This is a genomic window from Verrucosispora sp. WMMD703 (genome assembly GCF_049178935.1).
GTDB lineage: Bacteria > Actinomycetota > Actinomycetes > Mycobacteriales > Micromonosporaceae > Micromonospora > Micromonospora sediminimaris.
Genome location: NZ_JBMHMM010000004.1, coordinates 1,785,158 through 1,799,866 on the forward strand (window position 1 = coordinate 1,785,158; position 14,709 = coordinate 1,799,866).

Here is a 14,709-nt window from a genome sequence, read left to right on the forward strand (position 1 = left end):
TGCCTGAAGTGACCGCTGTCAGTCTCGGTATGCCGCCCGTACCGCCGCCGCCGCTCGCGCCCCGCCGGGCCAGCCGCCAGATCATGGTCGGGTCCGTGCCGGTCGGCGGTGGCGCGCCGGTGTCCGTCCAGTCGATGACCACCACGTTGACCGCTGACGTCAACGCCACGTTGCAGCAGATCGCGGAGCTGACGGCGTCCGGGTGCCAGATCGTGCGGGTCGCGGTGCCCAGCCAGGACGACGTGGAGGCGCTGCCGGCGATCGCCAAGAAGTCGCAGATCCCGGTGATCGCGGACATCCACTTCCAGCCGAAGTACGTCTTCGCTGCGATCGACGCCGGGTGCGCGGCGGTCCGGGTCAACCCGGGCAACATCCGCCAGTTCGACGACAAGGTCAAGGAGATCGCGGCAGCGGCCTCCGCCGCCGGTACGCCGATCCGGATCGGGGTCAACGCCGGCTCGCTGGACAAGCGGCTGCTGGCCAAGTACGGCCGGGCGACGGCGGAGGCACTCGTCGAGTCGGCGCTGTGGGAGTGCTCGCTCTTCGAGGAGCACGGCTTCCGGGACATCAAGATCTCGGTGAAGCACAACGACCCGGTGGTGATGATCCGGGCGTACCGGCAGCTCGCCGAGCAGTGCGACTACCCGCTGCACCTCGGCGTGACCGAGGCCGGGCCGGCGTTCCAGGGCACCATCAAGTCTGCGGTCGCCTTCGGTGCGCTGCTGGCCGAGGGGATCGGCGACACCATCCGGGTGTCGCTGTCCGCGCCGCCGGTCGAGGAGATCAAGGTCGGCAACCAGATCCTGGAGTCACTCGGGCTGCGCGAGCGTGGCCTGGAGATCGTCTCCTGCCCGTCCTGTGGACGGGCCCAGGTGGACGTCTACAAGCTCGCCGAGGAGGTCACCGCCGGCCTGGAGGGGCTGCCGGTGCCGCTGCGGGTCGCCGTGATGGGCTGCGTGGTGAACGGTCCAGGTGAGGCCCGCGAGGCAGACCTCGGGGTGGCCTCCGGCAATGGCAAGGGGCAGATCTTCGTCAAGGGCCAGGTCATCAAGACGGTGCCCGAGGGGCAGATCGTGGAGACCCTCATCGAGGAGGCGCTGCGGCTGGCCGACGAGATGGGCGCCGAGCTGCCCGAGGAACTGCGCGACCTGATTCCCGGTGCCACCGTCACCGTGCACTGACGACGCGACCAGCACGAGGGCGGCCATCCAGTGGGTGGCCGCCCTCGGCGCGTACCGGGGTCACTCGGATTCGGCGAGGATCGCGTACAGCTTGCGGCGGGTCTCGTCGAGCACCTGGGCGGCGCGTTCCCGCTGGTCGTCGGTGCCCGTCATCATCACCTGGCGCAGCGCCTGCATCGCCTGCATGCCGGCGTGACGAATGTCGTGCCAGCTGTTGATGGTGTCCTCCGCGACCTCCGCCCAGGGCGGCGTCTGGGCCGCCTCGTCGGCCTCGGTGCGGCCCTGCTCGGTGAGGGTGAACCGCTTGCGGCCACCGCCGGACTCCTCGGTGGCGACGACGACGCCCTCGTCCTCCAGCAACTGGAGGGTCGGGTAGATCGAACCGGGGCTGGGCCGCCAGCTCCCGCCGGTGCGGGAGTCGATCTCCTGGATCATTTCGTAGCCGTGCATCGGCCGCTCGGTGAGCAGGGCCAGCACCGCGTGGCGGACGTTGGGCCGGCGTCCCCGGCCCCGTCCGCGGCCACCCCGGCCGTGCCCGAACCCGTGCCCGCCCGGCGGAAACGGGGGCCCCGGCGGGAAGGGCGGGAAACCGAACCCCCGCATCCGCCCCTCGTGCAGCCCATGCCCACGTCGATGGAACTTCATCACACTGTCTCCTTCGCAGAACTATCACTGATGCATCAACGATATATCGCCAACACAACGCCGACAACTCACTGCCACCCACCCCGCCCACCATCCAGCCATGTTGACCAAGAAGTTTGGGTCGAGATGGGGGCCCGAGGACGGCGAAAACTTCTTGATCAACGGGGTGGGACGGGGCGGGGGAGGGGGAGCGGTGGGGGTGGGGGGTGGGTGGGGGTTGCGGTCCGGCGACGGAAAGTGAATGAATCTGGCAGGCTGGTAACCGTGCTGACTGCGCCGGTGCGGCAAATCGGGGAATCGGAACGGCGTGCGGTCGAGCGGTTGCTCGATCTCGACCCGTTCGCTAGCGCGCAGGTCGCGGAGCGGGTCGCCGCGCGCGGGCTGGCCTGGTGGCGGGCCGAGGGCCGGGTCCTGGGGTACGGCTCCCGACGCCACCTCGAATCCGTCTGTTGGCTCGGCGGCAACCTCACCCCGGTGCTGGCCGGCCCGCAGGCCATCGCCGCCTTCGCCGACCTGCTGGCCGGCGAGGAACGGCTCTGTTCCTCGATCGTGGGGCGCGCCGACGCCGTGCTGCAACTGTGGGATCGACTCTCCGACACCTGGGGACCGGCCCGCGACGTACGCCCGAACCAGCCGTTGCTGGTCACCGACGCGCTGCCCCCGGTCCCCGTCGACCCGCAGGTACGCCGGGTGCACAGCGGCGAACTCGACCGCCTCTTCCCGGCGGCCGTGGCGATGTACACCGAGGAGGTCGGCATCTCGCCGTTGGCCGACGACGGCGGGCGCGGGTACCGGCGCAGGGTCACCGAGATGATCCGCTCGGGTCGGGCGTACGCCCGCTTCGTCGACGGCCGGGTGGTGTTCAAGGCCGAACTGGCGGTCGTCACCCGGCGCACCGCGCAGGTCCAAGGGGTGTGGGTGGCACCCGAGTGGCGCGGGCGGGGCATCGCCACCGCCGCGATGGCGGCTGTGGTCCGTGACGCGCTGACCCGGGTCGCGCCCACGGTAAGCCTGTACGTCAACGACTTCAACCTGCCCGCCCGGCGCGTCTACGAGCGTTGCGGCTTCCGACCGGTCGGCGCGTTGGCGACCGTGCTGTTCTGAGCCGGCCCGCCGGTCGGCGGAGATCCTCGTCACGCCCCGCCACCGGCGAAAATGCGTTGAGTCAGGCGGCCGGGCGCAGCAGGCTGGAAACTCCGCCACCAGACCGGAGGAAACCGACGCATGCGCCTGCTCCGTGATCTGTGGGTCACCTCCTCGCGTCGGATGACCCTGGTGATCGTCCTGATCCTGCTCGGCGGCATCGGCCAGGCGGCCACCGCCGCGCTCGCCGGGCCGGTGCTGCTGCACCGCTCCGTCGGGTTCTTCGTGCTGCTGTCGGTGGCGTTGGTCGCGGCGGTCGTCAGCGACCTGGTGGTCAGCCTGGTGATGGCCGGCGTGACCGCCGACTGGTCCGCCGACCTGCGTCGCCGACTGTGCCGGGTGGCGCTGGGGCAGCCCGTACCCACCCTGGAGACCACTCCGGTGGGGGAGATGCTCGACCGGATCGACGGCGACGTCTACGACGTCGCATCGGGGGTGCGCGGTCCCGGCGTACGGCTGGCTCAGGCGCTGGCCGTCGGCCTGCTGTCCACGCTCGTCGCGCTCACCGTCTGGTGGCCGGCCGGGATCGGCATGCTGCTGCTCTGCGTCCTGCTCGCGTTCACGCTGCGCCGTCCCGCCGCCCGGATCGCCCCGGCCCGGATGCACGAGGAGGCGGCCTGGTCGGACCTCGCGGCGGTGATGGAGGAGGCGATCCACGGCCAGGACGACGTACGCACGAGTCTGGCCCGACCGTACGTGCTTCGCCTGTACGCCCGCCGGGCAGCCGAGGTGCTGCGCCGTGGCCTGCGGGTGTGGCAGATGTCGGCACAGGTCAACACAGTCGCGGCCGGGGTGACCCGGGCCGGGGTGGCGGTGGTCGTGCTCGGCGGCGTGTGGGCGTTGACCACCGGCCGGGTCGACGCCGCCCGGATGACCGCGATCTGGCTGCTCGCGCTCTCCCTCGGCATGACCGTCGAACACGTCAGCCGGATGGTGCCGGAGGTGCAGTACGCCCTCGGCGCGTGGGGGCGGGTCCAACTGCTCTCGGCCGCCCCGCAGGAACCCACCGGCGGTGCCGCCCCGAGCGACGGTGACCTGGTCATCCGCGACCTCACCTACCGTTACCCGAGCACCGGCCCGGACGCCGATCGCGGCCCCGCGCTGCGCGACATCGACCTGACCTTCGTGCGGGGCCGCTCGTACGCCCTGGTCGGCCGGACCGGGTCGGGCAAGTCGACGCTGGCCAAGCTGCTCACCCGGGCGGTCGACGTGCCACCGGGGACGGTCCTGCTGGGCGGGCGCGACGTGCTCGACCTCGACGTGGAGCAGTTGCGCCGGTGGGTCGCCGTGGTGCCGCAGCGTACCGAGATCCTCGCCGGCACCCTCGCCGAGAACGTGGCGCTGTTCGACCCCGAACTGCTCGACGCCGCCGCCCGGGCCCTGGACGAGCTGGGGCTGACCAACTGGATCGCGGAGCTGCCGGCCGGGCTGAACACCCGCCTAGGCGAGGGCGGCCATGTGCTCTCGGCCGGCCAGGAGCAGTTGGTCGCCTTCGCCCGGATCCTGGTCCGTGATCCGCACGTGGTGATCCTCGACGAGGCCACCGCCCGGCTCGACCCGGTCACCGAGACCCGGGTGCAGCAGGCCACCGAGCGCCTGCTGCGCGACCGGATCGGCATCGTCATCGCCCACCGGCTGTCGTCGGTGAGCCGCTGTGACGAGGTGGTGGTGCTGGCCGACGGCGCGGTGGTCGAGGCCGCCCCGCTGGCCGAGTCGCGGCGCTTCGCCGAACTCCTCGCCGCTGGCGACGCGGGTGGTGCCGTCGGTAACGCGGATGGTGCTGCCGGCCAGGCGGGTGGTGCTGCCGGCGACGCCGAGGTTGACCTGCTGGCCGGGTCGGGCTGGCCGCGGCCGGAACCGGTGCTGGTCGGTGCTCACCCGGCGGACGCGGCGATCGCAGCCGACTCGGGCGACCCGAGAGGTCTGCTGGTCGCAGGCATCAGGGCGCCCGGTTCGTCCCAGGCAAGTGATCCGCTGGCCGACGCCGTCCGGCCGGACCCGCCGGTCGAAGCCGTCGTCGCCGCCACACCGGCGGTCGGACCCGAGCCGGTCGAGCCGGCGGAGGGCCGGGAGACCGGGGGACATGAGGTTGGCGGACCTGAGCTCGGCGGACCGCCGGTCGACGCGAGGACGGGTGGCGGGGGCGATCAGCGACCCGCCTCCCGGGCACGGACCCTGCGGGAGATAGCTCGGCTCTGCCTTAACGACCCTCGGTACGGCGCGGCTGCGGTGGGCATCTTCGCCGTGCTGGCGATCCTCGGCCTGGACGGGCCGGTGCTCGCCTGGCTCTGGGCCGACGTGGTCGACGGCACCGGCGACCCCTGGCTGCCCGCCGTGGGTATCGCGGCCGGGCTGATCCTCGCCATCCCGGCGCACTACTGGACCCACCTGTGGTTTCCGGCCTGGTGGGTCCGGCAGATGCTGCGGATCAGCGCGCGACTCGTGCACGGCCAGACCGGCCCGCGCCGGGTCAGCCGGCACACCCCGGCCGAGGTGGTCGCCCAGGGCGGTGACACCGAGCGGGTGGTCCAACTCGCCGACAACGTGCTCGACCAGACCGTCGGTCTGATCCTGCTGGTCGCCATGACGTTGATCACCGACAGCGTGGTGCCGGGACTGTTCTTCCTCGGCACGATGGTGCTCTCCGGGCTGGCCGCCACGGCGTTCGGGCCGAGGCTGGAGCGCGCGGCACGGGACACCGTCGCCGCCCGGGCGGCCTTCGCCACCGCCCTGGTCTCCACCCTGTCGGCGGCCCGCACGGTGAAGCTGGCCGGGGCCACCCGACCGGTGCTGACCCACCTCGCCAACCTCGACACCGTACGCAGCGAACGGCAGCGCCGGGAGATCGCCGTGCAGGTCTGGGCGCGCTCCACGCCAGCGGTGGCCAGCGGGCTGTTCCCGATCGGCGTGTGGGCGTTGTTCCTGGCCGGCGGGCTCTCCGCCGGGGCAACTCTGGTCGCGGTCGCCACGCTGGGCGCGGCACGCTGGTTCGCCTGGACCACCGCCTCGTTGATCTCCCAGGTGCCGTCGGCGCGGGTGTGGACCCGGCGGACGGCGGAGATGACCGGGATCGAGGCGTACTCGGCGCGGGTGCCCGGGGTCGACCTGGCCGCCGGCGCGGCCCCGGCCCCGACGGCGCCACCGCGTACCCCGCTGCGGCGGCTGGAACTGGTCGGCTTCGGCGTCCGGCACACCGACGGCACCGTCGCCGTACGCGACGTGGACCTGACCGTGGAACGTGGTCAACTGGTCCTCGTGGTCGGGCCGGTCGGTTCGGGCAAGTCGTCGCTGCTGCGGGCCCTCGCGGGCATCGCCCCGCACACCGGCCTGCTGACCTGGAACGACGAGCCGGTGACCGAGCCGGAGCTGTTCCTGCGTCCCAACCAGGTCGGCTACGTCGGTCAGTTGCCCCGGGTGCTCTCCGGCACGGTCGCCGACAACATCACCCTCGGGCATCAGGTGGACGCCGAGCACGCGGTCAGCACCGCCCAGCTCGAACACGACCTGGCCGCCACCGGCAGTGGGCTGGGTCTGCTCATCGGGCACAAGGGCACCCGGTTGTCCGGTGGGCAGCTGCAACGGCTGGCGCTGGCCCGGGCGTTGGCTCCGCGTACCGAGCTGCTGGTGGCCGACGACGTCTCCTCAGCGCTGGATGTCACCACGGAACTGGCGCTGTGGCAGGCGTTGCGGGACCGGGGCGTCACGGTGGTCGGCTCCACCTCGAAGCGGGCCGCGCTGGTACGGGCCGACCACGTGGTGGTGCTCGTCGCCGGTACGGTGGCCGCCCAGGGCCCGTGGCGTGACCTGGATCGACGCTGGGGTCACCTGGCCGGCTGAGAGCGGGTCTGAGATCCGCACGGGTCCGGCTGCCCTCGGTCGTCACCGGGCAGCCGGACCCGCGGATCAGGCCGCCCGCAGGTACGGGGCCGGCCAGTTGGGCGCGGCGCCCAGCTTGGCGGCCGCCTGGTGCGGCCAGTACGGATTGCGCAGCAACTCCCGGCCGAGCAGCACCATGTCGGCCTCGCCGTCGGCGATGATCGCCTCGGCCTGCTCCGGTTCGACGATCAGGCCGACCGCGCCGGTCGGCACCTGCGCCTCGCGGCGGACCTGAGCGGCCAGCGGCACCTGGTAGCCGCGCCCGACCGGAACCTTTGCGGATGGCGACGCCCCGCCGGAGGAACAGTCGATCAGGTCCACCCCGGCGGCGGCGAGTTCGGCGGCGAGGGCCACGCTGTCCTCGACCGTCCAGCCGCCCGGCACCCAGTCGGTGGCCGAGATCCGGGCCAGGACCGGCACGTCCTCACCGACAGCGGCGCGCACCGCCCGAGCGACCTCCAGCGTCAGCCGCATCCGCCCGGCCCGGTCACCGCCCCAGCCGTCGGCCCGATTGTTGGTAAGCGGGGAGAGGAACTCGTGCAGCAGGTAGCCGTGTGCAGCGTGGATCTCCACGGCGGCGAAGCCGGCCGCCACCGCCCGCGTGGCGGACTCGGCGAATGCCGCGACGACATCGGCGATCCCGGTGTCGTCCAGGGCCGACGGCACCCGGTACTCCGGCACGAACGGTTCACCGGTCGGCCCGACCGGCGTCCAGCCGCCCTCGGCGTCCGGCACCCCACCCTGACGCGGCTCCCACGGCCGGTACGTCGACGCCTTGAACCCGGCATGCGCGAGCTGCACCACGGGCACCGCGCCGTGCGCGGCCACCAGCCTGGTCACCGGCCGCCAGGCGTCGACGTGGCGGCCGGACCACAACCCGGTGTCCTGCGGGCTGATCCGGCCCTCCGGCAGCACGGCGGTCGCCTCGGTCATCACCAGGCCCGCGCCACCGATCGCCCGGGTGCCGAGGTGCACCAGGTGCCAGTCGGTGGGCAGGCCGTCGGGACCGGCGCTGTACTGGCACATCGGTGCCAGCGCGATCCGGTTGGGCAGGGTGACCGTCCGCAGCGTCAGCGGCGTGAACAACGAACTCATCGCGCCATCCTCTCCCGGATGCGCGACCTCAGCGCCGACGGCGAGCTGTGGGCTCGCGCACGGTAGGTGTCCGGTGGTCCTGCACCGCCACCGTCGTGGGGTCGCGTACCGCCAACGCTCCGGCGGTGACCAGGGCCCAGCCGACGGCAACCGTCAGCAGCAGCCGCTCCAGCACCCCGACCAGCGGACTCCGGCCGACCAGCAGCATCGCCAGACCGACAGCTCCCGCGAGTGGCAGCGACACAACTGCCGCGACGACGCCCGTGCGCCGCAGCCGGCGTCGCGCCACCGGCGAGAAGGCGACCGCCAGCATCGCGAAGACCACCGCAGCCGTCGCGGCGACACTTGCCGCACCGTGCACCAGATCCGCCACGGTGGCCCGTTCGAACGGCGGCAGCGGGCAGCCCGCGCTGCACGTCACCGCTCCGGACAGGACCGTGCACAGACTCGCCGCCACGAGTAGCGTCACGGCGACCCGAAGTGCCGGGTCGCCGCAGTGCCGCGCACCGACCCGTAGTGCGACGGCGAGCAGCAGCAGCGCCCCGGCCAGGGCGAACACTCCGAACCGGTACGTCCAGGCATAGTCGCTGTCGACGACACCGGCCTCACTCACGTACCCGGTCAGGCCCGGTCCTGGGCCGGCGACGACGGCGAGTGTCACCGCAGCCGCGCCAGCCAGGGCGCAGAGCGCGGCGACCAGCGCGGCGCCGCGCCGCACCGACCGTCGGACCGTTGCCGGCGGCTCAGCCACGTCCGTGCGGCGTCGTCCAGCCGTGCAGGTCCGGCCCGAGTGGGACGATCCCGGTCGGGTTGATCTCGCCGTGGGTGGCGTAGTAGTGCCGCTTGATGTGGTCGAAGTCGACGGTCTCCCCGAAACCGGGAGTCTGGAACAGGTCCCGGGCGTAGGCCCACAACACCGGCAGCTCGGTGAGTTTCTGCCGGTTGCACTTGAAGTGTCCGTGGTACGCCACGTCGAAGCGGACCAGCGTGGTGAACAGGCGCACGTCCGCCTCGGTGATCGAGTCACCCATCAGGTAGCGACGGCCGGCCAACCGCTCCGACAGCGCGTCCAGCCGGGTGAACAGCGCCTCGAACGCCTCGTCGTACGCCTGCTGGGTGGTGGCGAAGCCGCATCGGTAGACGCCGTTGTTGACGTCCCGGTGGATCTCGGCCATGAGCACGTCCAGCTCCGGGCGCAGCTCGACCGGGTAGAGGTCCGGCGCGTCCGGGGCGTGCAACTGCCGCCACTCGGTGGACAGGTCCAGGGTCAGTTGCGGGTAGTCGTTGGTGACCACCCGGCCGGTACGGGTGTCCACCAGCGCCGGCACGGTGACCCGGCCGGTGTAGTCCGGATCGGTGGCCAGGTACGCCTCGGAGAGGAAACCGATGCCGAGCACCGGGTCGAAGCCGTCCGGGTCGAGGGCGAACCGCCAACCGCGATCGTCCCGGATCGGGTCGACGGTGCCCAGCGAGATGGCGTCGGTCAGCCCGAGCAGGTTACGCACGATCAGTGCCCGGTGCGCCCAGGGGCAGGCCCGGCACCAGATCAGCCGGTAGCGGCCCGGCTCCAGCGGCCAGCGGTCCTGCTCGTCTGGCCCGCCACCGGGCGGTGCGGTCGAGTGCGGCGTCACCCGCCCGGTGAACCGGTTGGGTTGGCGGACGAACGCGCCGCCGTCGCTGGTTTCCGCGCTGAACTGGGCCCGAGCCATGCCCACAACCTATCGGCAGCCGCCGGGGATATCCTGGCCGTCAGTCCCCGTGGACCCGGTGGACGCGCCCCTGCACCCCTTCCCATCCCCCCGAAGGACTCGCGATGACCGTGGCATACCTGGTGGCCGGTGTCCGCACCCCGATCGGCCGGTACGCCGGTGCGCTGGCCGGCGTACGCCCCGACGATCTGGCCGCCCACGTGATCCGCGAGCTGGTCGCGAGGCATCCGTCGGTGGACTGGGCGCGTACCGACGACGTGGTGCTCGGCTGCGCCAACCAGGCCGGCGAGGACAACCGCAACGTGGCCCGGATGGCGGCGCTGCTCGGCGGGCTGCCCGAGCAGGTGCCGGGCAGCACGGTCAACCGGCTCTGCGGCTCCGGGCTGGACGCGCTGGCCACCGCCGCCCGGTCGGTCGTCGCCGGCGAGGCGGACCTGGTCGTCGCGGGCGGCGTGGAGAGCATGAGCCGGGCGCCGTTCGTCATGCCGAAGGCGACCACCGCGTTCTCCCGCTCCGCCGAGGTGTACGACACGACTATCGGTTGGCGGCTGGTGAACCCGTTGATGGAGCGGGGCTGGGGCATCGACTCGATGCCCGAGACGGCGGAGAACGTGGCCGCCGAGTACGGCGTCGACCGGGCGGCGCAGGACGAGTTCGCGTACCGCTCGCAGTTGCGGGCCGCCAAGGCCCAGGCCGACGGCCGGTTGGCCGAGGAGATCGTGCCGGTGACCGTGCCGGCGGGTCGGCGGGAGACCCGGCTGGTCGAGGTGGACGAGCATCCCCGACAGACCTCGCTGGAGAAGCTGGCCGCGCTGCCCACCCCGTTCCGCGACGGCGGCACGGTGACCGCCGGCAACTCCTCGGGCGTCAACGACGGCGCGGTGGCGCTGCTTGTCGCATCGGAGGCGGCCGTCGCCGCGTACGGTCTCACTCCGTTGGCCCGGGTGGCCGGCACGGCGGCGGCCGGCGTGCCGCCCCGGGTGATGGGCATCGGGCCGGTTCCGGCGACCCGGCGGCTGCTGGACCGGCAGGGGTTGGCGCTGGCCGACATCGACGTGATCGAGCTGAACGAGGCGTTCGCCGCCCAGTCCGTCGCGGTGCTGCGCGAACTCGGCCTGCCGGAGGACGCGGAGCACGTCAACCCCAACGGGGGCGCCATCGCCCTGGGTCACCCGCTCGGTGCCAGCGGTGCCCGGCTCGCGCTGACCGCCGCGTTGGAACTGCGCCGACGCGGCGGGCGGCGGGCGCTGGCCACCATGTGCATCGGAGTGGGGCAGGGCATCGCGCTGCTGCTGGAGGCCGCCTGAGCCGCCGGCAGCGGTGGTAGATCAGGAAAAGGCCGTTGTGGATCTCCCCCCGCGCCGCGGACCCGCCTAGAGTGGTCAGCATCACGATCCACGGCGACGACGTGAGGTGCAACCAGTGCAGAAGCCGGACGGACTTCCCGCCGAGATCGACCTTTCCCGGCCCAGCGCGGCGCGGGTGTACGACTACTTCCTCGGCGGTGCCCACAACTTCGAGATCGATCGGCAACTGGCCGAGCAGATCGCGACCATGACGCCGAACCTGGCGGCCACCATGCGGGCCGGGCGGGAGTTCCTTCGCCGGGCGGTGCGTGCCCTGCTCGACGCCGGCATAGACCAGTTCCTGGACATCGGCTCCGGCATCCCCACGGTCGGCAATGTGCACGAGGTCGCCCAGGCCGCGAACCCGAAGGCCCGGGTGATCTACGTCGACATCGACCCGGTCGCGGTGGCGCACAGCCGGGAACTGCTCGCCGGCAACGAGTCGACCGGCGTCATCCACGCCGACCTGCGGGACCCGGAACGGATCCTGGCCGAGGCGGGCAAGCTCGACCTGCTCGACTTCGACCGGCCGCTGGGCATCCTGCTCGCCGGGGTGGTGCACTTCGTACCGGACACCGACCGTCCCGGTGACGTCCTGGCCACCCTGCGCGCGGCCGCCGCCCCCGGCAGCCACCTGGTCATCTCACACTCCACCTTCGAGGACCAGCCGCAGGAGATGCTGGACGCGCAACGACTGTCGGCACGTACCGCCACGGAGATCACTCTCCGCTCGCGGGCCGAGATCACCGGGTTCTTCGGTGACTGGACGATTGTGGATCCCGGAGTGGTGCACATGGAGCTGTGGCGACCCGACTCGCCGTCCGACGTCACCGCCGACGGGCAGCGCTTCGGTGCCTTCGGTGGTGTCGCCCGGAACGACCGGCCCGCCGGCTGATCCGATGGCCGCCGTGGGTGCCTCCGGCGGGAACACCGTCGATCCGGCCGGCGCCCAGCGGTACGCCGCCGACTGGGCGCGGGCCGTACGCCGGCTCGGTTTCGTGCCGCTGAGCGCGGCCGAGACCGAGCGGTTGCTGCTCGGGCACACCTTCCGGCTGGCGGAGGTGCTGCTCAGCGCCGAGCCACCGGCCCCGGCAGCGGAGGAGGTCGGTCGGTCACTCGTCGCCGCGCACCTGACCGAGCCGGGGGTGATCGAGTGGTCGGTGCGTACGCTCGGCGAGCGGTTCCGGGCCGACGTGCTCGCCGCCGCGGCCGGGCGGCCGGGGTTGGACGAGCGGATCGCGGTGGTGCAGGGCGCTCTCGCGGCCGGCTTCGCCCGCGCGCTGCGGGAGCGGACCTTCGTCCAGCAGGAGGGGATCGCCCGCGCCATGTGGCAGGCGCGGGACGACGCCGAGGCGGCGTTGCGGGACAGCGAGGCCCGCTTCCGGGCGGTCTTCGACGGCGCGGCCATCGGCATCGGCATCGCCGGAGTCGACGGGACGATCATCGACGTCAACCACGCCTTCGCCGACATGCTCGGCTACTCGGTCGAGGAACTGCGGCAGCTCAACGTGGCGTCGCTGTTCCACGCCGACGACGCGGCCGGCATGTGGGAGCTGTACCAGGAGCTGATCGAGGGCAAGCACGAAGCGGCCCGGGTCCAGAAGCGCTACTACCGCAAGGACGGCAGCGCCGTCTGGACGGATCTGGCCGTCTCGCTGATCCGCCACGACGACGGCCGGCCCCGGTTCACCGTGGCCGTGGTCGAGGACATCACCGAACGGTACGAACTCCAGCAGCGGTTGCGCTTCCAGGCGCTGCACGACCCGCTGACCGGCCTGCCGAACCGGACGCTGTTCTTCGACACGCTGGCCGGCCTGGTGGAGCGACCCGACGCGCCGGGCCGGGTCGGTGTCTGCTTCCTCGACCTGGACGGATTCAAGGCGATAAACGACAGTCTCGGGCACGCACTCGGCGACCGGCTGCTCGTGATGATCGCCCGACGGCTGGCCGACTGTGTGGCCGAGCAGGGCTATCTGGTCGCCCGGATGGGCGGCGACGAGTTCGTCATCCTGGTCGACGGGGTGGCCGCCGTCGAGGACGTCATCGCCGTGGCCGAGTCGGCCCTGGCCGCCGTCGCCGCGCCGCTGTGCGTCGGCGACCAGCAGCTCGCGGTCTCGGCGAGCATTGGCATCGTCGACTCGGCGGTGGCCGGCACCAGCGTGGTGGAGCTGATGAAGGCGGCCGACGCCACGCTCTACTGGGCGAAGGCGGAGGGCCGCGACCGGTGGGCGGTCTACGATCCCGAGCGCAGCGCCCGGGACCTCGCCCGGTCGGAGCTGGCCGCCGGGCTGCCGGCGGCCCTGGACCGGGGCGAGTTCGTGCTGCACTACCAGCCGATCGTCTCCCTGCTCGACGGGCGCATGCTGGCCGTCGAGGCGCTCGTCCGGTGGCAGCATCCGCACCTGGGACTTGTCGGTCCGGACCGGTTCATCGGACTCGCCGAGGAGACCGGCCTGATCGTCCGTCTCGGTGAGTGGGTGCTGCGGCAAGCGTGTCGCGACGCCCAGCGGTGGCACACCGAATTCCCTGACGCCGGGTTGGTGGTCAGCGTGAACCTGGCCGCCCGCCAGGCCGATCGCCCGGCGATCGTGGACACCGTGGCCGATGCGCTGGCCAGCAGCGGCCTGCCGGCGGAGCTGCTGCAACTGGAGTTGACCGAGAGCGCGGTGATGGGGTCCGCCGGGGAGCCGCTGCGGACCCTGCACCGGCTCGCCGCGCTGGGCGTACGGCTGGCCGTGGACGACTTCGGCACCGGGTACTCGAATCTGGCGTACCTGCGCCGGTTGCCGATCACCTGTCTGAAGTTGGCGGGCCCGTTCGTGGAGGGAATCCGGGGCACCGCGCCGGCCGACGCCGATCACCGTGACGAACGCATCGTCGACGCGCTGGTGCGGCTGGCCCACGCGTTGGAACTGTGGGTCACCGCGGAGGCGGTCGAGACCGAAGCGCAGGCGGAGCGGCTGCGGGCGTTGCGGTGCGACACCGCCCAGGGCCGGCTGTTCGGCCCACCCGGTCCGGCGGAGACGGTGGTGGCCCGGTTGCGTGGCGACGGACCGCGATGATCAGACCGTGACCATTCCGGGTACGAACGTGGCCCGTGGATCAGGGTCGAGGCGAGCGGATGGGGAGTCGACGTGGGGCTGACGGAGACCGGGACGGCGGTGTCGGTCGTCGCCGCGCTGGCCATCCTCGCCGGGTTGGCCGGGGTGGTGGTGCCCGGTCTGCCGGCGCTGCCGTTGTGCTGGGGCGGCGTACTGGTGTGGAGCCTGTTCGGCGACGCCGGAACCGGCCGCTGGCTGGTGCTCGCCGCCGCCACGCTGGTCGCCGTGGCCGGCACCGTGGTCAAGTACGCCTGGCCCGGCCGGAACCTCAAGCGGGCCGGGGTGCCCACCACCTCGCTGCTGGCCGGCGCGGTGCTCGGCCTGGTCGGCTTCTTCGTCATCCCGGTGGTCGGGCTGGTCATCGGCTTCGTCGGCGGGATCTTCGTGATGGAGCGGCTGCGGCTGGGAGACACCCGGCTGGCCTGGCCGGCGACGAAGCAGGCGGTCGCCGCCGCCGGACTGTCGATGCTCGTGGAGTTCCTCTCCGGCATGGTGATCGGCGCCCTCTGGGTGGCCGGCCTGGTGATGGCTTGACCGATCGTGGCACGGTGCTGACCGAAGCGGCGCGGGGCGGAGTCGGGGTAGGGCGCGACGCCGTACCCGAGAGAGAGGT

11 protein-coding genes are annotated in these 14,709 nt (G+C 72.5%); 7 read left to right on the forward strand and 4 right to left on the reverse strand.

The genetic code is table 11. The features are described 5' to 3' along the window. Positions 1-8: 8 nt before the first annotated feature. Complete coding sequence (ispG, locus tag ACN26Z_RS08835; protein WP_281566475.1) at positions 9-1,181, forward strand: flavodoxin-dependent (E)-4-hydroxy-3-methylbut-2-enyl-diphosphate synthase; 1,173 nt, start codon at positions 9-11, stop codon at positions 1,179-1,181. Positions 1,182-1,241: 60 nt separating this feature from the next. Here the strand turns inward: ispG and ACN26Z_RS08840 are convergent, their stop codons facing one another. After that, positions 1,242-1,826, reverse strand: a complete 585-nt coding sequence (locus ACN26Z_RS08840; protein WP_421460623.1) for a PadR family transcriptional regulator — start codon at positions 1,824-1,826, stop codon at positions 1,242-1,244. A 264-nt stretch (positions 1,827-2,090) separates the two neighbouring features. Here ACN26Z_RS08840 and ACN26Z_RS08845 point away from each other — a divergent pair, with 264 nt between their 5' ends. Together ACN26Z_RS08845 and ACN26Z_RS08850 are read left to right on the forward strand one after the other, a co-directional pair. Further along, the gene (locus ACN26Z_RS08845; protein WP_093401659.1) at positions 2,091-2,930 is read left to right on the forward strand and encodes a DUF4081 domain-containing GNAT family N-acetyltransferase; all 840 of its coding nucleotides are present in this window, start codon (positions 2,091-2,093) and stop codon (positions 2,928-2,930) included. A 120-nt stretch (positions 2,931-3,050) separates the two neighbouring features. After that, complete coding sequence (locus ACN26Z_RS08850; RefSeq protein ID WP_421460625.1) at positions 3,051-6,806, forward strand: ATP-binding cassette domain-containing protein; 3,756 nt, start codon at positions 3,051-3,053, stop codon at positions 6,804-6,806. Between the two features lie 66 nt (positions 6,807-6,872). On the opposite strand, the gene ACN26Z_RS08855 is transcribed toward ACN26Z_RS08850, so the two are convergent. Genes ACN26Z_RS08855 through ACN26Z_RS08865 form a run of 3 tightly spaced genes read right to left on the reverse strand, consistent with a single transcriptional unit; the run spans position 6,873 to position 9,649 of the window. After that, entirely contained in the window at positions 6,873-7,940 is a 1,068-nt protein-coding gene (locus tag ACN26Z_RS08855; protein WP_093401657.1) for an NADH:flavin oxidoreductase/NADH oxidase, read from the reverse strand. A gap of 28 nt (positions 7,941-7,968) precedes the next feature. Beyond that, positions 7,969-8,691 carry a DUF998 domain-containing protein gene (locus ACN26Z_RS08860; protein ID WP_093401656.1) on the reverse strand — a complete coding sequence of 241 codons (723 nt, stop codon included), beginning with the start codon at positions 8,689-8,691 and terminating at the stop codon, positions 7,969-7,971. Then, positions 8,684-9,649, reverse strand: coding sequence for a glutathione S-transferase family protein (locus tag ACN26Z_RS08865; RefSeq protein WP_421460629.1), 966 nt, complete (start codon positions 9,647-9,649; stop codon positions 8,684-8,686). The genes ACN26Z_RS08860 and ACN26Z_RS08865 overlap by 8 nt, the downstream gene beginning before the upstream one ends. A 104-nt stretch (positions 9,650-9,753) precedes the next feature. Between ACN26Z_RS08865 and pcaF the strand changes: the two genes are divergently transcribed. The 4 genes from pcaF (at position 9,754) to ACN26Z_RS08885 (ending at position 14,630) form a co-directional block, all read left to right on the forward strand. Continuing rightward, on the forward strand, positions 9,754-10,956 hold the full coding sequence (pcaF, locus tag ACN26Z_RS08870) for a 3-oxoadipyl-CoA thiolase (RefSeq protein WP_093401654.1): 1,203 nt from the start codon (positions 9,754-9,756) through the stop codon (positions 10,954-10,956). 115 nt (positions 10,957-11,071) lie between these two features. Next, a complete protein-coding gene (locus ACN26Z_RS08875) occupies positions 11,072-11,890 on the forward strand; it encodes an SAM-dependent methyltransferase (protein ID WP_093401653.1) in 819 nt (272 codons plus the stop codon). A gap of 4 nt (positions 11,891-11,894) precedes the next feature. Continuing rightward, entirely contained in the window at positions 11,895-14,057 is a 2,163-nt protein-coding gene (locus tag ACN26Z_RS08880; protein WP_093402024.1) for a putative bifunctional diguanylate cyclase/phosphodiesterase, read from the forward strand. A 72-nt stretch (positions 14,058-14,129) separates the two neighbouring features. Next, the gene (locus ACN26Z_RS08885) at positions 14,130-14,630 is read left to right on the forward strand and encodes a DUF456 domain-containing protein (protein ID WP_093401652.1); all 501 of its coding nucleotides are present in this window, start codon (positions 14,130-14,132) and stop codon (positions 14,628-14,630) included. Positions 14,631-14,709: the final 79 nt, after the last annotated feature.